Source organism: Acidobacteriota bacterium, from assembly GCA_039683095.1.
Lineage (GTDB): Bacteria > Acidobacteriota > Aminicenantia > Aminicenantales > Saccharicenantaceae > RBG-16-66-30.
On record JBDKSB010000012.1, the window covers coordinates 1,008,205 to 1,032,611 of the forward strand.

Genomic DNA, 24,407 nt, shown 5'->3' on the forward strand with positions numbered 1-24,407 from the left:
GGAGAAAGGCGGGCACGGTTCGCCTCCCCCGCGGACCGCGGCCGCCGAACGTTGACCCCCTGTCCGCCGTATGGTATCTATTGGTGACTAGCATGGTCGGCACGGTCCTCAAGCATTACCGGATCGAAACCCAGCTCGGCAAGGGCGGCATGGGCGTCGTCTACCGGGCCCGGGACCTCCGGCTGGACCGGCCGGTCGCCCTGAAGATGATCCCGCCGGGCCTGGTCGAGAGCCCGGAGCGGCGGAGCCGCCTGCTCCTCGAAGCCCGCTCGGCCGCCGCCGTTTCCCACCCGGCCATCGCCCAGGTCTACGACATCGACGAGGTCGACGGCAACCTCTTCATCGCCATGGAGTACGTCGACGGCCGGACGGTCAGCCGGCTCATCGCCGACGGCGAGCTCGACCTCATGGGCGCCGTCGAGATCGCCCTCCAGGTCGCCGAGGGCCTGGCCAAGGCCCACGACGCCGGCATCCTCCACCGCGACATCAAGTCCGACAACATCATGGTCACCAGGGACGGCCACGCCAAGCTCCTCGACTTCGGCTTGGCCAAGCTCGTCGAGCCCGAGCCCGGCGAGCCCGTCTCGCCCGCCGAGCTGTCCCGGACGCTGACCCGGGGCCGGGTCCAGACCATCCCCGGCGCGGTCATGGGCACGCTCAGCTACATGAGCCCCGAGCAGGCCCGCGGCAAGGAGCTCGACAAGCGCAGCGACCTCTTCTCCCTGGGCATCGTCCTGTACGAGATGGTCACGTCGGAGCTGCCGTTCAAGGGCGAGACGCCACTCGACACGATGCACGCCATCGCCTACGAGGAGGCCCGGCCGGTGACCCTGGTCCGGCGCAACCTGACCCCCGAGCTCCACCGCATCATCTTCCGCTGCCTGCGCAAGAACCCGGAAGACCGCTACCCGGACGCCCACGCCCTGGCCGCCGACCTGCGCCGCCTGAAGCACGACCTCGAGACCGGAACGGCCGCCCGGCTGCCGGCTGGCGACCGCCTGCGCAATTGGGCCGAGCGGTGGAAGGCCTCCTTCCCCGGCGGCACAACTGGGATGATCGTGGTGCTGGCCGGCCTCGCCCTGGCCGCCCTCCTGGTCGCCTTCCACTTCGACCTGGGCGGCCTGATCGGCCCGGCCGTCCTCCTCCTTTTCCTGTACCGCTACGTGCGCAACCGGAAGAAGAGGCAGATCGCGGCCTTCACCCGAAAAGTGTCGAAGTTCCCGGAGGTCCGCCTGGTCGCCGCCCGCGGCGATCGGGTGACCGTGGTCGTGGACAAGGCCCCGGCCAAGGTTTACATCCGCATCACCGCCCTGGTCGACGATCTCAACCGCAGCCTGTTCATCGGGAAGGACATCCAGGCCGAGATCCGGACGGACATCACGAACGGCGAGGCGACCTCCATGCTGACCCAGGTGGGCGTGCTCTACGCCCGCGAGGAGGCGGCCGGCGGCGCCGGGAAGCCGCTGTCGAAGGCCTAGCGCGGGGCCTTCTTCTTCAGCGCCTCCATCCTCTTCTTGATCTCCGGCTGGTCCGGGCTGAGCTGGAGCGATTTCTCGTAGGCGGCCAGGGCCTCCTGGGACTTGCCCAGCCCTTCGTAGCACTCCCCGATCGAGTTGATGAGCGCGGCGTTGACGCCGAAGTGGCCGATGGCCCGGTCGAGCAGCGCGATGGCCGGCTCGAGATCCTTCAGGCGCTTATGGGCCTCGGCGGCCAGGACGAGCGTCTCGTACTTCGGCGACTTCTGGGGGTCGACGAACGCGGCCAGGGTCCGCGCCGCCTCGGCGGCATCCCCGAGGGCGAGGCAGGCCCGGGCCAGGCTGCCGGCGGTCTCCTCCGATCCCGGATCGCGGTCCAGGGCCCGCGCCAGGAAGGCGCGCGCCTCCGGGAAGCGCCCGAGGTTGAAGAGCTGGGAGCCCATCATGACCTGGTAGGCCGGGTCGCTCGTGTCCGGCAGCACCCGCGACGAGAACCAGGGCCGGGGGATGCTCTCGGCGAAGCTCAGATCGAACTCCTCCGACGCCGAGACGAGCTCGGTCCCCCCGTTGAGGAAGGAGACCCGGACCGTGTAGTGCGCGGGCGGGAAGTCGGTCAGGGCCACCTGCTCGAGGATGTTGTTCGGATCGGGGTAGTCCGCGTTCTTGTGGCGGATGTCCCGGAACGGCTGGCCGTCCTTGAGGAACTCGATGCGGACCTCCCCGCTGGCCCGGAGGGCCTCGGAGGCGTTGTTGACCTGGAAAGCCACGGCCAGCGTATCCTGCTTGGCGAAGACCCGATTGGGCTGGACGTAGATCTGGTACTGGCCGAGGCGGAAGGCCTTCATCTTGCGGGCCGCGGCCGGATCGAGCTTGAGCGCCCGGTAGCCGAGGACCGGCTGGGTCAGGGCGACCGACGGGCCGGCCGCGGGGATGCGCAGGGCCTGTTCGATCGAGGTGAATTCCTTGGAGGATTCGTTCTTGATGAGAACGGAGACGTTGTAGTCGCCGGCCACGAGCGGGAACAGGTCCTGGAAATCGAAGGGCATGCGGCTCGCCGACTTCATCTCCTCCGCGGTCAGCTTGAGTGCGACGGTCTTGTCGAACTGGTGGACGAGCCGGCCGTCGCCGGTCGTGATCCGGCCGTTGACCTTCAGGGTCGTGGAGAACGTCTCGTCGTACTGGTTGACCGAGAGCCGCCGCGGCTCGACGGTGTAATGGACGAAATAGAAGCCGGCGGGATCGAGGAAGACCTTGATCAGGCTGTCGCTGTCGAGGTAGTTGGCGGTGTATTCGACCTCGACCAGGTCCTTGTATTCCAGGAACTTGCGGGCGTATTTCGCCTCGACGGTGCGGACCGGGGTGGTCTCGATGCGCTGCAGCAGCAGGTCGGAGGACATCGACGGCCGGCCGTAGACGCTGTCGTTCTCGCCGGGCACGAGGTTCATCGAGACCGTGGCCAGTTCCGGCTCGATCTCCTTGAGCCTCTCGTAGGCCGTCTCGTAGTCCGGCCCGCCGGTCCAGCCGGCGATCAGGGCCTGGGGCCCGGCGGCGATCGGGCTGTACAGCCGGTATTCCCCGTGCCCGTTCTCCCGGTAGAAGACGACATTGAAGCCGGCCGGCAGCCCTAGGTTCGTCAGCCCCTGGTAGAACCAGACCTCGGTGTCGTAGGTCTGGGACTTGCCCTCGAACCGCTGGATGTCGCGGGGCTCGCCAAGGATGATGTAGATGCGGCCGCGATCCGTCTTCCGGCCCGGCCGGGGCGCGTCGCGCCCGTAATAGCGGTCGGCGTAGGCCAGACGGCGGTAATGTTCGGTCTTGGCCTCGTTCTCCGGGGTGTCAGGGTTGGAATCGCGCTGTTTCCAGAAGGCCTCGATGAAGAGGTCCCGCTCCCGGTCCGACTGGAGCTTCAGGAAGACCTCCCGCTCCATCGGCGCGACGATGTCGACGACCTCGTCGTCGAGCCACTTTTTATAGTTCTCGGGCAGCTTCGGCTTGGCCGCCTTCTGGCCGGCGGCCGCCGGGGCGGCCAGGACCAGGGTCACGGACAGGACGACGGCCGCGCACAGGGACGCGGCGAGCTTCGTTCGCATGGCCCGCATCAGGCCCTCCTTCAGGGATCTCCCGCTGTCAAGTCCCACCGGGTCCGCAGCCGGGTCAGCTCGGCGCCCGTCCCGGCGTTGAGGATCTGGTGGAGGAACACCGGCGCCGGGCCTTCGCCGGGCAGGCGCTGGACGACGCTCATGACCGGGTCCCCGTAAAAGGCCTCGGCCCGGTAAGAGACCTCGATCTCGACCGCCCGGCCGGTCCTCAGGAACTCCGGGGGGACCGCTTCGAGGGCCCACTGGACATAAACCGCGTTATTGACATGACGGTTCCAATCGATATGCCCCGATTCGACGCGGAACAGCGCCTCGGCCTCGCGGGCCGAGGGCAGGGGCAGCGAGTCGAAGGGGTCATTCAGGGCCCGCTTGCCCAAGGCGTAGGGGATGGCGATGGCCTGGTCGATCCTGACGGGCCGTTTCCGGGCCAGATCGACGATCATCCAGGAGCTCGTCGCCGAAAGGACGGGCCGGCCGTCCCCTTCGGCGACCTCGAAGTCGCGGATGGCGAAGTTGCCTTGCTTGTCCGAGGGCCAGGTCGTGACCTCGAGCCGCGCCCCCGCGGCCGGGGTGCGGTGGATGAGCACGTGATAGCGGGACATCACCCAGGTCATATTGCGCTTGAACAGGTCGAGGACGCCCACCCCCAGAGAGGCGGCGTGTTCCCCGGCGCAGTCCTGCAGGAAATTGAACAGGGCCGGGACCTTGACGAGGCCCCGGAAGTCCGTCTCGTACTGGTGGACGGCGTATTCCTTCCGATAGATCATGTCCATGGCCGAATCGATTATAATCTATTTTGGGGCCGGGCGCCCCTTCCGGATGACCGTCAGGACGTGATCCGCTGCTCGACCTGCCGCGGAGATCCCCTCATTCAACGATCATGAACGGCCTGCGCCGGACAGGCCCGGATGGTCGGAACGGACGTCCCGTCCAGCCGGATATACCGGTCCCAGAGGTTGACGGTCAGGCACGAGTGGACCGGCAGGATATAGAGCATATCGCCGGGCTTCATCCGCTTCATCTCCGCGGCGGTCGTCCGGATGACCCCGTGCTCCTGGGACAGGAACGTGACCGCCGTCCCGGGCAGGATCGGGCCCCAGCCGTTCCCGCGCGGCCGGCAGACACGGCCGTAGATCCGGCCGTCGCGGCGCGTCAGGACCTCCTCCTTGGACAGATGGATGGCCCCGCCGTGGATGACGGCCTCGTTGCGGGCGGGGTGCGTGGCGACCACGGGGCAGGCCACGGCCGCCGCGATCTCCGTTTCCCCGCAGACGCCGAGCTCGAGCTGGGTCGCGTCGAAGAGGACGAAATTCCCCGGCCGGATCTCGTCGGCCCCGTCGAAGGCGTCCAAACGGACGCACGCCGGCGTGTCGCCGACGGAGATCTCGAGGCCGGCGAACCCGGAGGCCGCCAGGGCGTCACGGGCCTTGACCATCTTGCGCATCGCGCCGGCATGCACGCGGGTCAGGGCGCCGGGGGTGCGGGCGTGGTAGGTCAGGCCGTTGTGGGTCAGCAGGCCGCGCAGCCGGAAGCTCGGGCGGCGGAGCGCTTCCCGGCAGAGGCGGGTCAGGAGCGCCCGGTCATCCCAAGCCGCGCCGGCCCGGTGGGACCCGACGTCGATCTTGAGCCAGACGTCGAGCGGGGCCGCGACCCGGCGGGACAGCGCCTCCAGGACCTCCGGCGTTTCGGCCAGGACCCCGAGGCGGCAGCGGGAGGCCAGCCGTCCGATCTCCGGGGCCTCGAGGATGTTGAGCGGAAAAGCGATCAGGATGTCCCGCCAGCCGTCAGCCGCGAAGTAGGCGGCCATGTCGACCGACGAGACCGTGATGGCCTCGACCCCCGCGTCACGGAAGATCCGGCCGATCTGGCGCGATTGATGGGTCTTGAAATGGGGCCGGAAGCGCAGGCCGAGCCGCCGGGCCTTGGCCGCCATGGCCTCGATGTTCCGGCGAACCCGGCCCTCGTCGAGGACCAGGGTCGGCTTGGCGAGGGTCGGCATCAGGATAGCCCCCGCGTCCTCAGATCTTGGCCAGCTTCCTGACGAAGGCCGGGTCGACGTCGCAGCCGAGGCCCGGCGTCTCGGGCACCGTCAGGGTTCCGGCCTTGACCGTGATGCCGCCGACGATCGGGTCGATGACGTGCTCGGAGTTGCCGTCGAGGTCGGCGTAGACGATGTTGGCCTGCGAGGCCACGACGTGCGCGGCGGCGGTCAGGCCGAGCCTGGATTCGAGCATGCAGCCGACCATGCAGCGCATGTTGGCGGCGTCGGCGACATGGGCGATGCGGATGGCGTTGAGCATGCCGCCGGCCTTCATGAGCTTGATGTTGAAGGTGTCGCAGGCCCCGGCCCTGATCAGCTTGACGGCGTCGGCCGGCCCGAACAGGGCCTCGTCGGCCATGATCGAGATGGGGCTCTGGGCCCGGACGGCCGCCAGCCCGGCCGTGTCGGACGCGAGGACGGGCTGCTCGCAGAGCTGGATGGCCAGGGGCTCGAGCTTGCGCAGGGCATAAACGGCCTGGGGCACGGTCCAGCCCTGGTTGGCGTCGACGCGGATGGCCGTCTTCGGCCCGACGGCGGCCCGGATGGCCGAGATGCGGGCGAAGTCCTCGTCGGGATCGAGCCCGACCTTGACCTTGAGGGTCTTGTAGCCCATGTCCGCGTAGCCCTTCGATTCGGCCGTCATCTTCTCCAGGGTGTCGATGCTGGTGGTGATGTCGGTCTCGAAGACGCTCTTCGTCCCGCCGAGGAGGCGGAAGAGCGGCAAGCCGGCGGCCTTCCCCAGGATATCGAAGAGGGCCATGTCGAACGCGGCCACGGCGCTCGGGTTGGAGTGGACGATGGGGCCGATGAGCCGGAGCAGGTCGTCGATGGCCAGCGGGTCCTTGCCGATGATCATGTCCCGGATGGCTTTGGCGGCGGCGGCGTTGGTCGCCTGCGTCTCGCCGGTGATGGGCGGGAAGGGGCAGGCTTCGCCGATCCCGGTGACGCCCTGGTCCGTGCGGATGCGGACGAGCAGCTCGGTGGCCGCCGTCATCGTGCCGATGGCGATGCGGAAGGGCGAGGTCAGGCCGATGTCGAAGAGGTAGATCTCGACGCCGGCGATCTTGAGCTTCCCGGCGGCGGACCGGACGTCCTCGAGCGGCTTGGACGGCAGCCCGTAAACCTTCGTTCCGGCGGCCAGGGCGCCGAGGCCGAGCATTTGCAGGAATCCTTTGCGGGTCAGGCTCATTGATCCTCCTCGAAACACATTCTACCCACGCCGGACCGGGTTTGACAAGGGAAATGGGCCAGGTCTTCGCAAAGCGGAAAGCCTACCGCTCTGCGAAGACCTGGTCCCTTCCTGATGCGGCCAGGGCGGCGCCGGCGGCGGCGACGATCTGGGGATGCTCGGGGACGGCCACGGGACGCCGGAGTCGCTTCGACAGCATGTCCACGAGGCACGGGTTCAGGGCCACGCCGCCGGCCATCACGACCTCGCCGGCCGGATTGAACCTGGCCGCCAGCGGATAGACGCGGTCGGCGATGGAGGCGCAGAGGCCCCGGGCGATCGCCTTCCGGTCGCGTCCGGCCGCGAGGAGCGAGATGACCTCGGATTCGGCGAAGACGGTGCACATGCTGTTGAGCGCGATCGTCTCGTCCGCTTCGCCGGCCGCCCGCCCGAACTCCCCGAGGGCGAAGCCGAGGAGCGCGGCCATGACCTCGAGGAAGCGGCCGGTGCCGGCGGCGCAGCGGTCGTTCATCTCGAAATCGGCGAAGGCGCCGGGCCCGCGGCCGAGGAGGATGGCCTTGGAGTCCTGGCCGCCGACGTCGATGACCAGGTCCGCGCCGGGCCTCAGGAACCGGGCTCCGAGGGCGCAGGCCGTGATCTCGGTCACGACCCTGCAGCCCAGGTCCGCGTTCATGAGGAAGCGGCCGTAGCCGGTCGCCGCGGCGCCGCGATAATCCCGGCGGTCGAGCCGGGCCCTGACCCGGTCGATCGACGCGGGAGCGGTATCGAAGACCTCGAAGCGCGCCACGGCCCCGCCGGCCATCTCGACGATCTTGGTCGTCCGGGAGCCGAGGTCGAGGCCGAGGAAGACGTCCGGCGCGGCCATGGGATCCCGGCCTACCTCGACAGCCCCTCGAGAAAGGCGTCGACCCGCAGCCGCATCGGGCCGGTGTCCTCCTCGGCGTAGTCGGTCACGATCTTGAGGCTGGGCAGGCCGGCTTCCTTGAGGGCGGCGGCCACGGCGACGGCCTCGATGTTGTATGTGTGGCAATACTGCAGGACGTACTGGATGACGCCGTCGGCCCGGCATTCCCGGGCCAGGCGCACGACCGAATCGAGGCGCTCGTCGTTCGGCGAGAAGCAGGAGCACTCGATGCCGAGATAGCGGGCGGCCACGGCGTCGATCTGGGCCTCGAGGCCGTCGCGGGTCTCCTCGACGAGGCTCTCGTAATAGCGCGAGCCCGTGCAGGTCTCGTCGCCGACGACGACCGCGCCGGCCGATTCGACCAGGGCGTGAAGCTTCCAGTTGCCCATGACCGAGGGGCAGCCGGAGACGAGGATCCGCCGGGCCCGCTCCGGGGCCGGGCCGACGCCGCGGCGGACGCGGTCCTCGAGCTCGCCGTTGAGCTCCTCCAGCCGGCCGGTGAAGCGCGCGGCGTCGTCGACGAGGGCGCCCTGCATGACGGCCAGCGCGTCCAGGCCGCTCAGGGGCGGGACGGCCTCCCGCCGGAAGGCGTTGAGCCGGGCCAGGGCCCGGCGCTTCCGGTTCACCAGGCGCACGGCCTCGGCCAGCGGCTCGCGCTCCAGCCGGCGGCCGGTCACGTCTTCCAGGCGGGCCCGGAACCGGGCCACCTCCTCGCGCCAGAGGTCCCGGTCGCGGGGACCTTTCTTCTGGGGCAGCTCGATGACATGGAAGCCGCCCTCCCTGGCCAGGAGGTCCCAGGTCTTCTTCTTGGCGTCGCAGGTCGTTTCCCCGACGGCCAGGTCCTCGACCGGCCCGTACGGGCAGGCGTTGGCCAGGGCCAGGCCGATCGTCGACTTGACCAGGGGGCAGATGTCGCGGGGCAGCATCGTCTCCGCGTAGGGGATGGACGCCGACGTCCCGCCGCAGAGCGCCACGGGGATCGCCCCGAGGGCCAGGACGATCTCCTCGGGGACGAAGATGCAGAACGTGCCGATGAGCTTGTCGCCGGCGGCCCGCCGCCCGACGATCTCGCGGACCCGCTCGCCGTGGGCGCCGCGGATGACGCCGTCGAAATAGGCCATTCCGGCTGGCCGGTCCTTCTGGGCCAGGACGGTCTTGCGGAAGGTCCGGTCGACGGCGTCGAAGATGCGATGGTGGAGCTCGACGTCGAGTCCGAGATCCTTCGGCAGCTCGTTGTCGCGGTCCACGTCACTCCCTTTCTTTCTTCGCGAATGCGCGGCCGCATCGCGGCTCGTCGATGGGAAACCCGCGCCTGCGGCCGGACCGGCCAGGAGGGGAGCGTATTATAGGCCGCGGGGCCGGAGGGGGTCAACCAGCCGGAGGGGACCGGGTCCCTTTCCTATTTTCGGAGGAAGCGGCGGAGGAAATCGCGGGCTTCCTTGACGCCAAGGAGCCGGGCCATCCCGAAGAAGACGACGAGCCCGAGACAAGACCCGGCCGCGACGGTCCCGGCGGAAGCCAGGAAAGATGTCCCGAGCCGGCCGATCATAAGCCGGTTGGCCGCCCAGGCCGCTCCCCCGGCCGCCGCGGACGCGAGGGTCAGCCTGACGGCATAGGACGCCAGCGGCCCGGCCTCGATCGGCCCGATCTTCCGCGGCAGCAGGGCGTACAGGATGCCGACGTTGAGCACCGCGGCCAGGGACGTCGAGAGCGGGAAGGCCAGGTAGCCGATGACCCACATCAGGGAGATGTTGAGAACGAGGTTGAGGCCGATCGAGGCGAAGCTCGCGTACATCGGCGTCCTGGCGTCCTTGCAGGCGTAGAAGACGGCGGCCACGTTCCGGAGCGCCGAGGCGAACGGGATCCCGGCGGTATAGAGGACGAGCGCCGCCGCCGTGGCCAGCGTGTCCGCGGCGGTGAAATGGCCGCGCTGGTAGATGGCCCGCGTCAGCGGGATGGCCAGGCCGCAGATGAGGGCCGACGTCGGCACGGTCAGGAACAGGACCATCTTCAGCGAGTCCGCCAGCGTCGACTTCACGGCCCCGAAGTTGTTCTCGAGGACGAGCTTGGAAAGCGAGGGCAGGGCCACGGTGCCGACGGCGATGCCGAAGAGCCCGAGCGGCAGGTGCATGATGCGGAAGGCGAAGTTCAGCCAGCTGACGCTGCCCTGGGCCAGCGGCGTCACCAGGACCGTGTTGACCAGGACGTTGACGCGCGTCCCGGCCAGGCCGATCGCGACCGGGATGAAGAGGGCCATGACTTTCCGGAACTCCGGGTCGCGGAAGTTCAGGACCGGGCTCCAGCGGAATCCCCTGCGCCAAAGGGACGGGACCTGGACGAGGAACTGCATCAGCCCGCCGACTAGGACGCCGACCGTCAGGCCGAAGATGGGGTTCTTGCCGCGGGCCGCGTACCAGCCATAGGTCAGAAGGGGGAAGATGATCGAGAAGAGATTGAAGACGGCCGGGGCGACCGACGGCACGAAGAACGACTTCTCCGTGTTGAGATAGCTCATGGCCCAGGCGGCCAGGCTGATGAACAGGAGGAAGGGGAAAAGGATGGCGGTCAGCTGCGTCGTCAGGTCAATCTTGCCCGGCACCTTGTTGAAGCCGAAGGCGATGACCCTGGCCAGGACGGGCGCCAGGAGCAGGCCGGCGAGCGAGACCGCCCCGGTCACGACGAAGAGGATGTTGAAGATGTTCGAGGCCAGCCGGTTCTGGGCTTCCTTGCTCTTGGCCTTCTCCGCCGTGAGGACCGGAACGAACGCGGCCGAAAGGGCCGTCTCGGCGAAGAGGTCACGGAGCAGGTTGGGGATGCGGAAGGCGACGTTATAGGCGTCGACGGCGAAGCCGGCGCCGAACAGGCCGGCGATGACCGTCTCCCGGACGAGACCCATGACCCGGCTGAAGGCCGTGCCTATAGCGAAGGACCGGACGCCCCGGGAGATATCTTCCATGCTCCCGCCATTATTCGCCATTTGCGGCCGGGATGGCAAGGCTTATAATGGGGCCCATGAGCTTCGACGACAAGGCCAGGAAGCCGGACGACAGGGCCCTGGCCGACGGCCTCGGCGGCGCGAAAGCGCTCTGGGACGGATTCGTCCGCCAGGTCAACGACAGCTGCGCTCCCGTCACCGGGGACTGGGTCTTCTACAAGTCCTGGTCGCTCCGGCTGAAGCGGAAGAAGCGGACGATCGTCTACCTCCTGCCGCGCGACGGCCATTTCCTGTGCGCCTTCGTCTTCGGCGGGAAGGCGACCGAGGCGGCCCGCGCGGCGAAGCTGCCGAAGGCGGTCCTGGAGGAGATCGAGGCGGCGCCCGTTTATGCCGAGGGCCGCGGCTTCCGCCTCGAGGTCCGGACGGCCCGGGACGTCGAAACGATGAAGACGCTGGCCGCGATCAAGATGGCCCACTGACGGCGGCCGTAGCCCTCGAGGCCGGATTTCCCGGACAGGACTTCTCCCCGCAGAACGCCTTTGCCCCGATTCCTGGGTTGCCCCTCTCGCCGGTGACGCGAAAATGGGGCGTTTCGAGGCCGCGAACGCTCGGCGATCCCGCGGCTGGACCGGGAGAAGAACGAAATAAAATGGAAATGGCGCTTGACAAAATTGCTGATTTATCAGACTATTCAGTCTGTATTGATTTTACGGCATTCGGAGGAGGTTTCGCCCATGACCGGACGGGACAAGAACGACGAGGCCTGTTGCGCGGTCGAGGCCCTGATCAGCGTGGACGAGCGGGGTCAGATGGTCCTGCCCAAGGACATCCGGGAAGCCGCGGGGATCCGTCCCGGCGACAAGCTCGCCCTCATCGCCTGGAAGAAGAACGGGGTCGTCTGCTGCATGTCCCTGATCAAGGCCGATGACCTGAAGGGCATGGTCCGGGGCAAGCTCGGCCCACTGATGAAAGACATTATTTCCTGAAGGAGAAGATCGACATGAGCGTCAAGGACAACGAGATCAGGAAGCATGTCCGGGACCGCTATGCCCGGGCGGCGAAGGAGAGTTCTTCCTGCTGCGGCCAGGTCTCCAGCCCCTGCTGCGGCGGCCCGTCGGACCTGGACCAGGACCAAGCCAGCCGGATGGTCGGCTATTCGCCCGAAGAGCTGGCGGCGATTCCGCAGGACGCCAATCTTGGACTCGGCTGCGGGAACCCGAGCGCGCTGGCCGGGCTGAAGCCCGGCGAGACCGTCCTCGACCTCGGGTCGGGGGCCGGCATCGACTGCTTCCTCGCGGCCCGGAGGGTCGGCCCGTCCGGTCGCGTCATCGGCGTGGACATGACGGCCGAGATGGTCGACCGGGCCCGCGAGAACGCCCGGGATGGCGGCATCGCGAACGTCGAGTTCCGGCTGGGCGAGATCGAGAACCTGCCGGTGGCCGACGACAGCGTCGACGTCATCATCTCCAACTGCGTCATCAACCTCTCGACCGACAAGCCGCGCGTTTTCCGGGAGGCCTTCCGCGTCCTCCGGCCGGGCGGCCGGCTTCTGGTCTCCGACCTGGCCCTCCAGAAGCCCCTCCCCGCGGCCATCCGCGAATCGGTCGAGGCCTATGTGGCCTGCGTCGCCGGCGCCCTCGTCAAGGACAAGTATCTCCGGGCCGTCGGCGAGGCCGGATTCGGGAGCGTCGACGTCGTCAGCGAGAAGGCCTTCCCGGCCGAGCTGGTCCTCGAGGACTCCCTGGCGGCCGACGTCGTCAAGAAGCTGGATCTGTCGCAGCAGGAGCTCCGGGAACACATCGGCTCGGTCATCAGCCTCGCCGTCAGCGCCGTCAAGCCCGGGCGCTGACGGCGGCGGCACGATCGCCGCACAGCGGCTCCCGGCGGAGCTCCCGGATCGGGGCCGCGGTCTCCGCGACGCCCGGGAAGGGAGGGACGCGCCGCGAGGCTAGGCCCGCTCCCCGGAAAAAAACTTCCGCCGGAAGATCAAGGCCACGTGGACCAGGCCGATCATGACCGGCACCTCGACCAGCGGTCCGATGACCGCGGCGAAGGCCTGGCCCGAGCCGATGCCGAACACGGCCACGGCCACGGCGATGGCCAGCTCGAAGTTGTTGCTGGCCGCCGTGAACGACAGTGTCGCCGCCTTCGGGTAATCCGCGCCGGCCCTCCGGCTCAGGAAGAACGAGACCAGGAACATGACGACGAAGTAGACGAGCAGCGGCGCGGCGATGCGCAGGACGTCCAGCGGGATCTTGACTATGTACTCGCCCTTGAGCGAGAACATGACGACGATGGTGAAGAGCAGGGCGACGAGCGTGATGGGGCTGATGCGGGGGATGAACTTCGTCTCATACCAGGCCTTCCCTTTGAGCTTGATCAGGCCGAAGTGGCTGATCAATCCGGCCAGGAAGGGAATGCCGAGATAGATGAAGACGGTCTCGGCGATCTGCCGCATGGTGACGTCGACGGCCGTTCCCGCCAGCCCCAGCCAGGTCGGGAAGACGGTGATGAAGACGTAGGCGTAGACCGAGAAGAACAGGACCTGGAAGATCGAGTTGAAGGCCACGAGCCCCGCGGCGTACTCCCGGTCGCCGCCGGCCAGGTCGTTCCAGACGATGACCATGGCGATGCAGCGGGCCAGGCCGATCATGATCAGGCCGTACATGTAGTCCGGCTTGTCGCGGAGGAAGACGACAGCCAGGCCGAACATCAGCAGCGGCCCGATGATCCAGTTCTGAACGAGCGACAGGGCCAGGACCCGGACGTTCTTGAAGACGTCGCCGAGCTCCTCGTATCTCACTTTCGCCAGCGGCGGATACATCATCAGGATGAGGCCGACGGCGATGGGGATATTGGTCGTCCCCGACTGGAACCTGTTGATGAAGCCGACGACGGCCGGAACGAGGTAGCCCAGCCCGACGCCGATGGCCATGGCCAGGAAGATCCACAGGGTCAGGTAGCGGTCAAGGAACTTGAGCCCCGGGTTTCCGGGTGTCATCGAACCGCTCCGCGCCTCGGGCATCCCGGGCCCAGGACCTTGATCTCCATTTTCTAACCTCGCTGTTTTCCGCTGCCAAGGCTGTCTATAAGGATCTCCGGCTCGATCACGATGTTGCTCTTGACGGAATTGGCGACGAGGCTGAATCTCCGCGCCCCGTCGAGCCCGCGGCGGACCCGTTTTTCGACGGCCTCGGGGGGCTCCTTCCCGGCGCGAACGGCGATCCGCGGCCGCAGGACGACCTCCGTGAATATCTCCGTCCGGTCGAGCTCGATGAGCTTCGTGCCCTCGGCCCGGCAGTCGTACGAAACGAGATCAAGGCGGAAGCGCTCGGCCGCCCAGATGAACATCAGCATGACGCAGGTGTTGACAGCCGCGACGAAGGCATCCTCCGGGGTCAGGACGCCGGCTTCGCCGTGCGAGGCCGGCGGCGCGGAAAAGTCCATCTCGGGCCCGTTGCCGAGCTTCAGGCGCCCCCGGTGGCCGCCCGTCCAAGCGACCGAGGCCGTGTAGGTCTCCGTCCGCGCCGTCATGCCTTCTCCTCGAGGAACCTGGCGTATTCCTGGACGAGCGCCTCCGTCCAGGCGTGCTCCCGGTTCGCCGGAACCTCGTTGTAGATCTTCACGGCCTCTAGAAGGACGGCCGCAGTTCCGGCGTTCGGCTCCAAGCCGCGATCTCTGACCTGCGCGAAGACGAGCGGCAGCCCGGTGACCCGCACGGCCCGGCCGGAGATGAGCAACGTTCCCGGGGGAAGGCCGGCGCCGCAGCTGCAGCCGCCCGCGGCAGAGGCCGGTTCCGGGCTCCTTCGCCTAGGCGTTTGGAGGAGCCTGTCGGTCTCCTCGGCGATCTTGGCGGCGACCGTATCGGCCAGTCGCAGGCCGGATCCGTTGAGCCGCCTGGCCGTGCCGATGTCCGGGGAGCCGCATTCCTTCGCGATCTCCGTCACGACGATCGAAGCGGCCGGCCTGGCGCTGTATCTTTCCGTGGCCCGCGCGGCGCAGCGCTCGTCGCAGCCGTCGACGGCGATGGTCGGGTAGCGGCGGGCGAAGGACCTTTCCCCTTCTCCCCCGGCGAGGAACAGGGGCAGGCAGAGCGTCACGGTGTCGGCCGGGCGGAGCGTCTCGAGGACCTTCCTGACCGCCCGGCGCGTGACCGTGCCTTCGGCCCTCTCCTCGCCGGAACAGGCGATCAGTCCGACCTTCTTTCGCGGCAGATCAGGCATGGCCTCCCTCCCCGTCGATCCCGTCGACGACCCCGGCCGCTTCCTCGGCGGCCGCCCGGGCCAGCTTCGATCCGTCTTCGTTGAGATCGCAAACGCCTTCGGGCTTGAGGCCTCGATGGCGGCGGAGGACGTCGAAGACGGCGATCTTATGGACCTTGGCCGCGCCCGAGCAGGCCAGGCCCTTGGCCGCGCATCCGAGCTTGCAGCCGTCGATGGCCACGGCCTCGGCGCCTTCGACCTCGCGCCGGGCCTCCTCGTCGCCCAGGACCAGGAGGCCGAGGGCCATGACCTTGGTCTTTTCGGGGCGGAGATCCTCGGTCAGGATGTAGGCGGCTTCCCGGGTCGCCGCGCCCAGGATCTTGCCGATCCCGCTGCAAGCCGCAACCGGGATCACGCGGTGTTTCGGGCTCATCGCAGGGTCTCCGCTTCCGCCTGGGACTTGGCCAGGGCCATGTACACGGCCGCAGGCTCTAAAGCTCCCCGGGCCGCCTCTGGATCTTCGACCTCGAGAACGGCCAGCCAACCCTGGCCGTAAGGATCCTGGTTCACCAGCTCGGGAGAGCTCAGGAGGCCGCCGTTGACTTCCACGATCCTGCCTGTCAGCGGCGCCGGGATGCTGAGGTTGACCTTGATCGTCTCGACCACCGCGACCTCATCGCCCGATCGGACCCGGGTCCCTACGCCCTTCGGCTCGGCGAAGGCGACGTCGCCGTTCCGTTGCTGAGTGAAATCCGATAGCCCGATGCGGGCCCGCGTCCCCTCGAACCGGACCCACACGCCCGCTTCGCTGTAGAAGAGGTCCGCCGGAAAGCGGAACCGGAATTTGTCGACCGATATCTCCAGGGCCCCGGCGCTCATGACCCCTCCCGTTTTCCTTGAACGACTGCCTCCTCGATCCAGGCCCGGATCCCGTCGCGGCCGCAGATGAACAGCGTGGACTCTTTCATGCCCCCTCCGGCCTCGGGCCTGCGTCGCAGAGGCGGCCGCGGACGTTCTGCCGGACGCAGTCTTCGAGCCTGCAGGCGTCAGCCTCGGCCGCGGCCGAGCCCTCGAGACGCGCCTTGAGCGCCCCGGCCAGAAGGCCGTCGAGTATCGGCCGGGCCTCGTCCCGAAGGCGGTAAATGATCCACCGTCCTTGGCGCACATCCTCGGCGAGGCCCGCCTCGCGCAGGACCCGCATGTGGCGGGAGACCCGGGATTGTTCCATCTCCAGGATGAACATGAGCTCGCAGACGCAGAGCTCGCGGCGCCGGATGAGGAGCACGATCCTCAGGCGGGTCGGGTCGGCCAGCGCTTTGAAGATCTTGACCGCGTCGTTCATGGGCATTGGATGATCCCCTGGGCCCACAGGCAGCCGCCGCAGGCCGGAAAAGCGTTGCCGTAGCAGTCATCCTCGTTCGTCTCGAGCAGCGAGCAGCCGCCGCAGACGTGGCACGGCGAGTAATCGAAGAGCTTGACCTTCTCGCGAAAATCCCTGTAAGCCTTCGAGTCCCAGATCGCGGCGATGTCTCCGTCGCGGACGCCGCCCAAGGAGTGGCCGCGGACGCGGCGCTCGAGCCCGTAGAGATAGGTCTTGTGGGAATGGAGCAGGCCCATGCACGGGCTGACGGCGCCGTCCCAGCGGACGAAGGACGTCCGTTCGCGGACGAAGCGGCAGCGGCGGGCGTCGACGGCGATGCGGTTGCCCATGAAGGTCAGGTTCTCGAAGCCCTGGAACAGGCTGAAGAGCGTGTCCTTCGTCGCATTGTTGACATCGAGGCGGGGCAGGCTGATCTCCGTCTTGCCCGGGGCGAAGGTGAAGGTCTCGAGCGTCAGCGTCTGGAGGCAGAGCATCTCCTTCTCCATGGCCTCGCTGTAGGGCAGGACATGGCTGACGATGATGCGGCGGGCTCCGACCGAGCGGGCCAGCCGGTCCAGGTGCTTGACGTCACGGAAGTTCGTCTTCATGACCACGAAGGCGATGCCGATCTCGATAGTGTGCCCGTCGCGTCCGTTCCGCCTGGCGAGCCTCTCGACGTTCTCGAGGACGCGCGCCAGGCTGGCCCCGGCCCGGATGGCGTCGAAGCTCTCTTCGGTCGCGCCGTCGAGCGAGATCCAGAGCGTGTCCAGCCGTTCCCCGAGCAGGCCGTCGATGAGGGCGTCGTCGAGGGTCGTGGCGTTGGTCGTCATCTCGGCCCGGAGCCCCATGGCCTTGACGGCCCGGATCATGTCGATGATGCGGGGATGGGCCGTCGGCTCGCCGAAGCCTCCGAACATGACCGATTCCAGATGGGGGAAGCGCCCGAGCTGCCCGGCCAGGCGCTCGAAAACGGGCCAGTCCATGTCGCCCAGGGGCTCGTCCCAGGTGTTGCGGATGCAGGTCCGGCAGGCCAGGTTGCAGCGGGACGTGGGCTCGATATAAAGGCGGCTGAGACTATGGATATTTGGCTGGATCTCCAGGCGGCCGTGGTCTTCCGTCACTTCGAGGGAGACCCCGGGCGCGAGGCCGAGTCTCTTCTCCAGCCCGGGCGGGACGGCCAGGCGGCCGTCCTCGGCCTTGAGGAGGTAAACGGCCTGGCCGGCGTTCTCCCGTTCACGCAGGAGCGCCTTCTCGCCTTTTCCGGAAAGGGCCAAGAGGCCCGTCCCCTCGGGCATGTTCAAGGCATTCTTCCGTTTCGTGTCCGCCATATCAATATATGATGATATATTCATATATCAAGGGCGCCCACGTGTCAAGACAGATCGGATGTTTCGCGAAGATATCGCCCCGGCTGGCTTCCCTACCGCGACATCAGGCTCAGGGACGTCCTGACGGTCAGTCGGTTACGGCGGCAAGCATCCGCTTCTGGGCCTTCTTCTCGGCGTAAGGGCGGGGGACATACACCGTTTCGCCCGTGATCGGATCTTTCCCGGTGTGGTACATGCAGGTCGAGCGGGTCATGGGCGTCGGGGTGAAGATCTGGACGCCCTCGACCGGCTTCTCCCCGCTTCGCTCCAGCGTTCGAATGTAGGCGGCCAGCTCCCGGGCCTCCTTCTCGGTCGTGCCGGGATGAGCCACCATGAAGTAGTACTTGAGGTGCTGGGGCCGGCCGCCGGCGCGGGCCGCGACGGCGGCGAAAAGCTTGCGGAACTCCTCGAGACGGCGCCGGCCGCCGCTCTTGTTCATCAGGCGCAGGACGTTCTCGGAGACGTGCTCGGGCGCGATCTTGAGCAGGCCGGAGGTGTGGTGGCGGACCAGCTCACGCACGTACTCGGGGCTCTCCAGGGCCAGGTCGTAGCGGACGCCGCTGCGGACGAAGACCTTCTTGACCCCCGGCACCTTGCGGGCGGCGCGCATCAGGGCCAGGAGCCGGCGCTGGGCCCCGGCGACGTCCGCCCCGTCCAGGCCGTACATGTTGGCCGTCGGGCCGCCGAGGTCGTCGACGAAGCCCTTCCACTCCGGGTGCCGGGTCATGCGCCGGATCTCGGCCAGGATGGACGCTTCGCTGCGCGAGACGATCCGGTCGCCCTGGTGGAGCGACAGGGCGCAGAACGAGCAGCGGCCGACGCAGCCGCGGTGGGTCTGGACGGAGAAGCGGGCCATGCCCAGCTCGGGAAAGGACGCGGGGATGCGGCGGGTGAAGGGCAGGCCGTAGACACGGTCGAGGTCGGCCGGCGTGGCGTCCGGGGCCGGGTATTGGACGACGAACCGGTTGGCGTGCTTCTGGGCGATCGTCTTGCGGATGGTGAAGCGCTTCTGGGCCTGGCAGAACTTGTCCTTGTCGGCCGCGACCTCTTCCCAGGAGGGAACGATGAGCGCGCCCTCCGGCGGTTCGGCCCGGATGACGGCCGTGCCGCGGATGCCGTCGAGGGTCTCGCCGCGGTCGAGCCGGCGGGCGATCTCGACGGCCTGGATCTCGCCCGGCCCGTAGACCAGGATGTCGGCGCGGGTGTCGAGAAGGATGGAGCGGCGGACGTCGTCGCCCCAGTAATCATAATGGGCGAAGCGCCGGAGCGAGGCCTCGATGCCGCCGAGGACGATGGGCGCGCCCTTGTGGAGCTCGCGGACGCGGTTGGCGTAGACGATGACGGCCCGGTCGGGCATCCGCGACTGGAAGGGGGCGTTGGGATCGACGGCCCGCTCGCGCTTTAGCGGCGTGTAGTTGACGAGCATGGAGTCGATCGAGCCCGAGGTGATGCCGAAAAAGAGGCGCGGCCGGCCCAGCTTGAGGAAGTCGTCCTTCCCCTTCCAGTCCGGGCATTCGATGACGCCGACCTTCCAGCCCTCGGCGTCGAGCACCCGGGCGATCATCCCGACGGGCGACAGCGGGTGATCGGCGTAGGGCTCGCCGCTGACCAGGATGATGTCGAAGCCCGTGCCTTTCGTCGCGATCATCGGGACTATTCTAGCGATAAAATGGGGGACATGATACCCGTTTCCTATTTTCCCGCCTGTAAAAAACGCTTGACCTGATACCTGTTTCCTAATTCGTCCGCCCGCCCGTTTTGGGAATTCCCGTGAAGGCGCGCGGGGAACCGGGGACATGGCCCTTCCCTATGGGAAAGCGATCGTACCCCCCGAATTCCCTATGTCCCCCATTTTGGGACGGCGACGAGGCCGAAAACGGCGTTGGCGAGGAGGATCGCTCCGGCGACGATCATCGGCACCTGGAGCCCGGCCCGGAAGCCCAGCCAGGAAAAAACCAGGCTGCCGGCCACGTGGCCGGAGGTCTGCAGGGCCGTCAGGATGCCGGCGCTGCCGCCGACCGTGCGCCGCTCGAAGAGCCGCGAGATGGTCAGGACGACGAACGCCCCCATCAGGCCGTCCCCGCCCTCGTGGAGGAAGCGGAAGACGAACGAGAGCCGGACGTCGCCGACCGTCATCAGTACGAGGCCGGCCCCCGACATGGCCATGCCAACCAGGAACAACCGCCGGTTGCGGACGGGATCGTACTTGAGCCGGCCGACGAGGAAGGCGGCCGAGGCGAGCGCCAGGTAGGCTCCGGCCATGTAGAGCGCCGCCCCCGGATCGCTCAAGCCGAACCGCGTCCGCAGGAACGGCCCGTAGACGGTCCCCTCCGTGCCCCAATGGAGGGCCAGCAAAACCAGGAAGACCGAGAAGAGAAGGGTCCGCCTGTTGAAGATCGTGAACCGGTACTCGCGAATGGAGACGGCCGCGAATCTCTCCTCGCCCAATCCGCGCACGGCCAGCGCGGCCAGGGCCGTCAGCGCGGCCAGGGCGGCCAGGAGCCCGCGGAAGCCGGCGACCCGGGCCAGCACGCTCCCCAGGATGAGCCCGGCGGGCGGCCCGAGCGAGAGCCAGCCGACGAACGTGCCGTACTTCCGGTTTGGGTCCGCGGCGCCCTGGCCCTTGTAATAAAGGCTGTTGATCGAAACGTTGATTGCGTTGTTGGCCACGCCGACGAGCAGGAAGACCGCGGTCATGGGCACGACGCTCCGCACGAAGCTCATGGCCGCGAGAAGCGCGGCCATCGACAGGAGCCCGCCGGTGATGACCGTCCTGATGGACAGCCGGTCGTTGGCCCAGCCCGTCGGGAAGGCGAAAATGACGGGCGCGGCGGCGTACAGGGCGACGATGGTCCCGATCTCCACGCCGCCGAAGCCGAGGCGCAGGAACTGGAACGGGGCCAGGAAGACGACGGTCGTCACCGCCATCGTCCGGATGAAATTGATCAGATGGACGCGGCGCACGCCTGCCATTATAGCGGAATCGCGGGAATGGGGGGCATGATGCCTATTCCCGAATTTCGGAAAAAGGCATCATGTCCCCCGCCATTATTCTTATTTCTTCCTCAGGTCGATGTTGCCGCTGAAGGTCTTGAGCATGAGCGTCGCCCCGCCCTTGCCGACCGTGCCGCGGATCTCGCGCGGCGAGATCTTGCCGCTGACCGAGATCTCGAACTCGCTTTCGATGTCGCCGCTGAAAGTGTTGGCCTCGAGGTCGAACGACGAGGCGGCGGGGATGGTCATGCGCACGTCGCCGCTGTGCGCGTTGAACTCGTAGCGGCCGCCTTCCTTGATCGCCCCGGTGTAGATGATGTCGCCGCTGGTGCTCCCGGCCTTGACCGTCTGGGCCCCCGAGACGTCCAGCAGCTTGATGTCGCCGCTCACGGTCCTGGCCTCGACCGAGCCTTTGATCGCCGAGGCGTCGATGTCGCCCGATACGGCGTTGATGTAGGCGTCGCCGGCGACGTCCTTCAGGATCAGGTTACCGCTGACCAGGTCGACGTCCGCGCCGGCCGCGCCGCCGAGCCGGACGTCGCCGCTGACGCTCTTGATCTTGGCCGGGCCGCCGAGCGGCGCCACTTCGACGTCGCCGCTGATCGACCGGAGCTCGACTCCGGCCTGCTCGGGCACCCAGACCTTGTAGTCCACGGAGACATTGGGCGAATCCCCGCCCCAGAAGCCGCCCTGGCGCTTGGGATACTGCGTTTCGACGCGGACCGCCTCGGCTTCGCCCGTGACCTCGATGGTCACCAGGGCCGCGTTCTCCTTGGCCTTGTCGAGCGAGCCGGCCTTCGAGGTCTTGAGGGCCTCGATCTTGACCTGGGCTTCCTTCCAGGTCATGACCTCGATATTGCCGGAGATATTGGAGAGATAGAGCCGGCCCGTCTTGACCAGGGGCACGGTCTTCTCGAACTTCTCCTGGAACCGCTGCTCGGCCAGGGCCGGGGCCGCGACCAGCATGACGGCCAGGGCCGCGGCGGCCAGAGCAGCGGTCAGTTGTCCTTGGCGCTTCTTGATCATGGCGATCCTCCTTCTCATCCTTCTATCCGGTCAGATGATCTTCCGCCCGTTCGCGGCGTCCCGGCCCCTGCGCTGGAGGTCCAGGGCGTCGTCGAGCACGGTGATCTTTTGCGTGTAGGCGGCCATCAGGTAATTCCGGGCGTCGAGGTCGTCCGGCTCTTCACTCACGGCCCGCCGGCAGGCCTGGATGGTGGCGTCGATGACCGACAGGTTGCGGTCGAAGACCTCGGCGACCTCGGGCGCGAGGACGCCCTTCTGGGCGGCGAAGGCCTCGCTGAGGGACGTGATGGCCTGCTGGTAGTGGCGCTCGGCCTCGTCGAGCTTGGCCAGCGTGTATCGCTCGCGGGCCTCGGGCCCGGGCGCCGCCGGCCCGCGGCCGACGCGCCGTCCGGCGACGATCCCCGCGGCGACGAGGACGACGGCCGCGGCCGCCACGCCGGCGTAACGAAAGGCCGGCAGCCACGCGCCGGGCGCCGGGCGCCGGAAAGCCCTTTTCCTCCCGGCCGCCGCTTCCGCCGGCCGGCCCGCGAGGTCGGCCCGGATGCTGGCCCAGACCCTCCCGGACGGCTCGGGGGCGCCGAGCCTGGCCGCCCCGGCCACGATCTTCCGCAGGTCGGCCTCGAGCTCGCGGCACCCGGGGCAGGCGGCCAGGTGGCGCTCCAGCCGGGCGCGCTCGCGCTCCGGGAGCTCGCCGTCGACCAGGCGGCTGATGTCTTTCATGGCTTTGCGGCATCTCATCGTCGCTCTCCTAGACCGCCTTCCGGGCCAGCAGATGGGCCCGGACCTTCAGCCGGGCCTTGAACAGCTGGGACTTGGAGGTCCCGACCGCGCAGCCGATCGTCCGGGCGATCTCCCCGTGCTTGAAGCCCTGGACGTCGTGGAGGACGAAGACTGTGCGCAGCCGCGGGGCCAGGGCCTGGATGGCCTCCTCGAGGGGCCCCTGGATGTCCTTCTCGACAGGATCCGTCCCAGGCTCCTCGATCCGGCCTTCGATATCGGCCAGCGGGACGACCTTGCCGGCCTGGGTTCTTTTCTGGCGCAGATGGCTGTAAGCCGTGTTCAGGGCGATGCGGTAGACCCAGGCCGGGAACGTGGAGGCGTCGCGCACTTCGCTCATGTGGCTGAAGACCTTGAGAAAGACGTCCTGGAGCAGGTCCTCGGCCGAGGCCCGGTCCTGGGCGTGTCGGTAGACGAGGCCAAAGACCGGCCCCTTGAACATCTCGTAGATGGCTTCGAGCGCCGCCATCTCGCCGGCCCGGCCCCGGTCCACGAGATCAGCCAGGCGGGCCTTGTCGGCCGTTCCCCAGATGGGGCCCTCGCCGCGCAAGCGCTCCATGTCTAGGGCCGACTCGAGGAAGGATTCGTAATCGTCACAGAATCCATTATCCCCGATTTGGCCGGGAACCGCCAGGAGCAAGCTGCAGGCGCTCATCTCGTTCACACCGGTATAGATGAAAACGGGGGGGAAAAGGTTGCCCGGCAGGACCGGGGCGGTCAGGGTCTGGACCTGAAGCCGATCGCCGAATGGGCGCCGTCGCAGAAGGGCTTGTTCGCGGACCGGCCGCACCGGCACAGGGTCACCCGGTTGCGCCGCTCGTATTCGCGGCCCCCGGCCGATTCGATAGCGATCCCGCCCCTGACCCAGATGGGGCCGGCCAGCCCCGTCCGGGGATCCTCGATCAGGCTGATGCCGGGCCGGCAGGCGGGCTCGATGGCCCGCCCCGTCGTCTTGTCCCAGGCCGCCAGGCTCCCCGACGGGCAATTGCAGGCCTCTTCGACGGCCCTGGCGCGGCACCCGGGATCATCGGACGCCCCGGCGTAGTTCCAGGCGTCCAGGCCGGCGTGGCAGAAGCGCGCCCCGATGCAGAGCTTCGGCGACCAGGTCAGGTCCACCCGGGGGCCGGCCGTCCGCTCCGCGCCGTCAAGATATGGCTCCGGCCCGGCCGTCTCGGTCCCGTCGAAAACGGCCGTGACGTGGCTGCCGTCGCAGAAGGGCTTGTTCTTCGACGCGCCGCACCGGCACAGGGCGTACGTCTCCCGCTCCGGGTAGACGGGACCCTGCTCCCATTTCGCCGGCTCGCCGTCGCTGCCGAAGGCGATCCGCTGCTCGTCCAGCGGGACCTTCCCGGAAACCAGATACGGCCCGTTCTTCGTGACCTTGATGCGGGGTTCGGCCTTGGGATCGGCGGACATGGCGGCCTCCTTTTGCCGGGGATGGGACTCCGTCCTCGAGGATACGACCGCTTCGCCCGGCTGTCAATCCGCCCGGCCGGCACGATCCGGCCGACTCAAAGAATCGCGCCGATCCGACATATTCTGGCCTCCGTTGACGACTAATATCAATAAAATGCTACAGCCGCGCGGATCCGGCTGACGAAAATTCAAGGAGGTGCCCGTCATGAAGAACCTTCTGCTCGTATCGGCCCTGGCGATGCTCGCGGCCTGCATGGGTGTGCCCAAGGGCGGAGCGACATCCGCTCCTCGAACGACCCCGCCGGCCCAGGCGGCGTCGGCTCCGACGCCGGCCGGCGATTCTTTCGCCGGAACGATCATCGGCCATCGCATGGGAGGGAGCATGGCCAGACCCTACATCAAAGCCGAGATCAGGGGCGAGGACGGCCAGGTGGTCTGGTTCAACCTCCGAAAGACGACGACCGTCACGGACCCGGCCGGCAATACCATCGGCTTCATGAAAAGATACAAGAACGGCCTCAGGGTCGAGATCAAGTTCGTGGTCAAGGACGGCCAGAACGAGGCCGCCGCCTGGCATTACCTGGACTGATCGAGGGATCGGGACGGAGGAACGGCTCCCACG

General features: G+C 68.0%; 25 protein-coding genes. 5 read left to right on the forward strand and 20 right to left on the reverse strand.

Annotation, left to right across the window (positions count from 1 at the left end):
- The first annotated feature begins 92 nt into the window (after window positions 1-92).
- Window positions 93-1,478, forward strand: coding sequence for a serine/threonine-protein kinase (locus tag ABFD52_12145; GenBank protein MEN6561517.1), 1,386 nt, complete (start codon window positions 93-95; stop codon window positions 1,476-1,478).
- Here ABFD52_12145 and ABFD52_12150 read toward each other — a convergent pair.
- The 7 genes from ABFD52_12150 to murJ all read right to left on the reverse strand — a co-directional run bounded on the left by ABFD52_12150 (window position 1,475) and on the right by murJ (window position 10,664).
- Window positions 1,475-3,565 carry a GWxTD domain-containing protein gene (locus ABFD52_12150; GenBank protein ID MEN6561518.1) on the reverse strand — a complete coding sequence of 697 codons (2,091 nt, stop codon included), beginning with the start codon at window positions 3,563-3,565 and terminating at the stop codon, window positions 1,475-1,477. The genes ABFD52_12145 and ABFD52_12150 overlap by 4 nt on opposite strands.
- Before the next feature lie 20 nt (window positions 3,566-3,585).
- Window positions 3,586-4,347 (reverse strand): acyl-ACP thioesterase domain-containing protein, encoded by a 762-nt coding sequence (locus ABFD52_12155; protein ID MEN6561519.1) that lies wholly within the window; start codon window positions 4,345-4,347, stop codon window positions 3,586-3,588.
- A 98-nt stretch (window positions 4,348-4,445) separates the two neighbouring features.
- Complete coding sequence (locus tag ABFD52_12160) at window positions 4,446-5,573, reverse strand: alanine racemase (protein MEN6561520.1); 1,128 nt, start codon at window positions 5,571-5,573, stop codon at window positions 4,446-4,448.
- A 19-nt stretch (window positions 5,574-5,592) separates the two neighbouring features.
- Window positions 5,593-6,804, reverse strand: coding sequence for a dipeptide epimerase (locus ABFD52_12165; GenBank protein ID MEN6561521.1), 1,212 nt, complete (start codon window positions 6,802-6,804; stop codon window positions 5,593-5,595).
- Window positions 6,805-6,886: 82 nt separating this feature from the next.
- Complete coding sequence (locus ABFD52_12170; protein ID MEN6561522.1) at window positions 6,887-7,669, reverse strand: acyl-CoA dehydratase activase; 783 nt, start codon at window positions 7,667-7,669, stop codon at window positions 6,887-6,889.
- A gap of 11 nt (window positions 7,670-7,680) precedes the next feature.
- On the reverse strand, window positions 7,681-8,955 hold the full coding sequence (locus ABFD52_12175) for a double-cubane-cluster-containing anaerobic reductase (GenBank protein MEN6561523.1): 1,275 nt from the start codon (window positions 8,953-8,955) through the stop codon (window positions 7,681-7,683).
- Window positions 8,956-9,107: 152 nt separating this feature from the next.
- The gene (gene murJ, locus ABFD52_12180) at window positions 9,108-10,664 is read right to left on the reverse strand and encodes a murein biosynthesis integral membrane protein MurJ (GenBank protein ID MEN6561524.1); all 1,557 of its coding nucleotides are present in this window, start codon (window positions 10,662-10,664) and stop codon (window positions 9,108-9,110) included.
- Window positions 10,665-10,720: 56 nt separating this feature from the next.
- Between murJ and ABFD52_12185 the strand changes: the two genes are divergently transcribed.
- The 3 genes from ABFD52_12185 to ABFD52_12195 all read left to right on the forward strand — a co-directional run bounded on the left by ABFD52_12185 (window position 10,721) and on the right by ABFD52_12195 (window position 12,492).
- The gene (locus ABFD52_12185) at window positions 10,721-11,122 is read left to right on the forward strand and encodes a DUF3788 family protein (protein MEN6561525.1); all 402 of its coding nucleotides are present in this window, start codon (window positions 10,721-10,723) and stop codon (window positions 11,120-11,122) included.
- A 255-nt stretch (window positions 11,123-11,377) separates the two neighbouring features.
- Window positions 11,378-11,629, forward strand: a complete 252-nt coding sequence (locus ABFD52_12190; protein ID MEN6561526.1) for an HgcAB-associated protein — start codon at window positions 11,378-11,380, stop codon at window positions 11,627-11,629.
- A gap of 14 nt (window positions 11,630-11,643) precedes the next feature.
- Complete coding sequence (locus ABFD52_12195) at window positions 11,644-12,492, forward strand: arsenite methyltransferase (protein ID MEN6561527.1); 849 nt, start codon at window positions 11,644-11,646, stop codon at window positions 12,490-12,492.
- Between the two features lie 99 nt (window positions 12,493-12,591).
- Here the strand turns inward: ABFD52_12195 and arsB are convergent, their stop codons facing one another.
- The 13 genes from arsB to ABFD52_12260 all read right to left on the reverse strand — a co-directional run bounded on the left by arsB (window position 12,592) and on the right by ABFD52_12260 (window position 23,785).
- Window positions 12,592-13,644 (reverse strand): ACR3 family arsenite efflux transporter, encoded by a 1,053-nt coding sequence (gene arsB / locus ABFD52_12200; GenBank protein ID MEN6561528.1) that lies wholly within the window; start codon window positions 13,642-13,644, stop codon window positions 12,592-12,594.
- Window positions 13,645-13,697: 53 nt separating this feature from the next.
- Window positions 13,698-14,177: an OsmC family protein gene (locus tag ABFD52_12205; GenBank protein ID MEN6561529.1), complete on the reverse strand. Its 480-nt coding sequence runs from the start codon at window positions 14,175-14,177 to the stop codon at window positions 13,698-13,700.
- Entirely contained in the window at window positions 14,174-14,866 is a 693-nt protein-coding gene (locus ABFD52_12210; protein MEN6561530.1) for a putative zinc-binding protein, read from the reverse strand. The genes ABFD52_12205 and ABFD52_12210 overlap by 4 nt, the downstream gene beginning before the upstream one ends.
- Window positions 14,859-15,278, reverse strand: coding sequence for a putative zinc-binding protein (locus ABFD52_12215; protein ID MEN6561531.1), 420 nt, complete (start codon window positions 15,276-15,278; stop codon window positions 14,859-14,861). Before ABFD52_12215 ends, ABFD52_12210 begins: the two co-directional genes overlap by 8 nt.
- A complete protein-coding gene (locus tag ABFD52_12220) occupies window positions 15,275-15,724 on the reverse strand; it encodes a glycine cleavage system protein H (protein ID MEN6561532.1) in 450 nt (149 codons plus the stop codon). Before ABFD52_12220 ends, ABFD52_12215 begins: the two co-directional genes overlap by 4 nt.
- Before the next feature lie 85 nt (window positions 15,725-15,809).
- On the reverse strand, window positions 15,810-16,193 hold the full coding sequence (locus ABFD52_12225; protein MEN6561533.1) for a metalloregulator ArsR/SmtB family transcription factor: 384 nt from the start codon (window positions 16,191-16,193) through the stop codon (window positions 15,810-15,812).
- On the reverse strand, window positions 16,184-17,500 hold the full coding sequence (locus ABFD52_12230) for a radical SAM protein (protein MEN6561534.1): 1,317 nt from the start codon (window positions 17,498-17,500) through the stop codon (window positions 16,184-16,186). The genes ABFD52_12225 and ABFD52_12230 overlap by 10 nt, the downstream gene beginning before the upstream one ends.
- Window positions 17,501-17,660: 160 nt before the next feature.
- Window positions 17,661-19,220 (reverse strand): DUF3362 domain-containing protein, encoded by a 1,560-nt coding sequence (locus tag ABFD52_12235; protein MEN6561535.1) that lies wholly within the window; start codon window positions 19,218-19,220, stop codon window positions 17,661-17,663.
- Between the two features lie 191 nt (window positions 19,221-19,411).
- Complete coding sequence (locus ABFD52_12240) at window positions 19,412-20,536, reverse strand: MFS transporter (protein MEN6561536.1); 1,125 nt, start codon at window positions 20,534-20,536, stop codon at window positions 19,412-19,414.
- 90 nt (window positions 20,537-20,626) lie between these two features.
- The gene (locus ABFD52_12245) at window positions 20,627-21,592 is read right to left on the reverse strand and encodes a DUF4097 family beta strand repeat-containing protein (GenBank protein ID MEN6561537.1); all 966 of its coding nucleotides are present in this window, start codon (window positions 21,590-21,592) and stop codon (window positions 20,627-20,629) included.
- 30 nt (window positions 21,593-21,622) lie between these two features.
- A complete protein-coding gene (locus ABFD52_12250; protein ID MEN6561538.1) occupies window positions 21,623-22,330 on the reverse strand; it encodes a zf-HC2 domain-containing protein in 708 nt (235 codons plus the stop codon).
- Window positions 22,331-22,340: 10 nt separating this feature from the next.
- Window positions 22,341-22,928, reverse strand: coding sequence for an RNA polymerase sigma factor (locus ABFD52_12255; GenBank protein MEN6561539.1), 588 nt, complete (start codon window positions 22,926-22,928; stop codon window positions 22,341-22,343).
- Between the two features lie 158 nt (window positions 22,929-23,086).
- On the reverse strand, window positions 23,087-23,785 hold the full coding sequence (locus ABFD52_12260) for a CDGSH iron-sulfur domain-containing protein (GenBank protein ID MEN6561540.1): 699 nt from the start codon (window positions 23,783-23,785) through the stop codon (window positions 23,087-23,089).
- A 205-nt stretch (window positions 23,786-23,990) separates the two neighbouring features.
- Here ABFD52_12260 and ABFD52_12265 point away from each other — a divergent pair, with 205 nt between their 5' ends.
- Window positions 23,991-24,374 carry a hypothetical protein gene (locus tag ABFD52_12265; GenBank protein ID MEN6561541.1) on the forward strand — a complete coding sequence of 128 codons (384 nt, stop codon included), beginning with the start codon at window positions 23,991-23,993 and terminating at the stop codon, window positions 24,372-24,374.
- Window positions 24,375-24,407 lie beyond the last annotated feature (33 nt).

Coding starts and splice junctions, on each gene's coding strand:
- ABFD52_12145 (MEN6561517.1), top strand. CDS start 93: ATGGTCGGCACGGTCCTCAAGCATTACCGGATCGAAACCCAGCTCGGC.
- ABFD52_12150 (MEN6561518.1), bottom strand. CDS start 3,565: ATGCGAACGAAGCTCGCCGCGTCCCTGTGCGCGGCCGTCGTCCTGTCC.
- ABFD52_12155 (MEN6561519.1), bottom strand. CDS start 4,347: ATGGACATGATCTATCGGAAGGAATACGCCGTCCACCAGTACGAGACG.
- ABFD52_12160 (MEN6561520.1), bottom strand. CDS start 5,573: ATGCCGACCCTCGCCAAGCCGACCCTGGTCCTCGACGAGGGCCGGGTT.
- ABFD52_12165 (MEN6561521.1), bottom strand. CDS start 6,804: ATGAGCCTGACCCGCAAAGGATTCCTGCAAATGCTCGGCCTCGGCGCC.
- ABFD52_12170 (MEN6561522.1), bottom strand. CDS start 7,669: ATGGCCGCGCCGGACGTCTTCCTCGGCCTCGACCTCGGCTCCCGGACG.
- murJ (MEN6561524.1), bottom strand. CDS start 10,664: ATGGAAGATATCTCCCGGGGCGTCCGGTCCTTCGCTATAGGCACGGCC.
- ABFD52_12185 (MEN6561525.1), top strand. CDS start 10,721: ATGAGCTTCGACGACAAGGCCAGGAAGCCGGACGACAGGGCCCTGGCC.
- ABFD52_12190 (MEN6561526.1), top strand. CDS start 11,378: ATGACCGGACGGGACAAGAACGACGAGGCCTGTTGCGCGGTCGAGGCC.
- ABFD52_12195 (MEN6561527.1), top strand. CDS start 11,644: ATGAGCGTCAAGGACAACGAGATCAGGAAGCATGTCCGGGACCGCTAT.
- arsB (MEN6561528.1), bottom strand. CDS start 13,644: ATGACACCCGGAAACCCGGGGCTCAAGTTCCTTGACCGCTACCTGACC.
- ABFD52_12205 (MEN6561529.1), bottom strand. CDS start 14,177: ATGACGGCGCGGACGGAGACCTACACGGCCTCGGTCGCTTGGACGGGC.
- ABFD52_12210 (MEN6561530.1), bottom strand. CDS start 14,866: ATGCCTGATCTGCCGCGAAAGAAGGTCGGACTGATCGCCTGTTCCGGC.
- ABFD52_12215 (MEN6561531.1), bottom strand. CDS start 15,278: ATGAGCCCGAAACACCGCGTGATCCCGGTTGCGGCTTGCAGCGGGATC.
- ABFD52_12220 (MEN6561532.1), bottom strand. CDS start 15,724: ATGAGCGCCGGGGCCCTGGAGATATCGGTCGACAAATTCCGGTTCCGC.
- ABFD52_12225 (MEN6561533.1), bottom strand. CDS start 16,193: ATGCCCATGAACGACGCGGTCAAGATCTTCAAAGCGCTGGCCGACCCG.
- ABFD52_12230 (MEN6561534.1), bottom strand. CDS start 17,500: ATGCCCGAGGGGACGGGCCTCTTGGCCCTTTCCGGAAAAGGCGAGAAG.
- ABFD52_12235 (MEN6561535.1), bottom strand. CDS start 19,220: ATGATCGCGACGAAAGGCACGGGCTTCGACATCATCCTGGTCAGCGGC.
- ABFD52_12245 (MEN6561537.1), bottom strand. CDS start 21,592: ATGATCAAGAAGCGCCAAGGACAACTGACCGCTGCTCTGGCCGCCGCG.
- ABFD52_12250 (MEN6561538.1), bottom strand. CDS start 22,330: ATGAGATGCCGCAAAGCCATGAAAGACATCAGCCGCCTGGTCGACGGC.
- ABFD52_12255 (MEN6561539.1), bottom strand. CDS start 22,928: ATGGAGCGCTTGCGCGGCGAGGGCCCCATCTGGGGAACGGCCGACAAG.
- ABFD52_12260 (MEN6561540.1), bottom strand. CDS start 23,785: ATGTCCGCCGATCCCAAGGCCGAACCCCGCATCAAGGTCACGAAGAAC.
- ABFD52_12265 (MEN6561541.1), top strand. CDS start 23,991: ATGAAGAACCTTCTGCTCGTATCGGCCCTGGCGATGCTCGCGGCCTGC.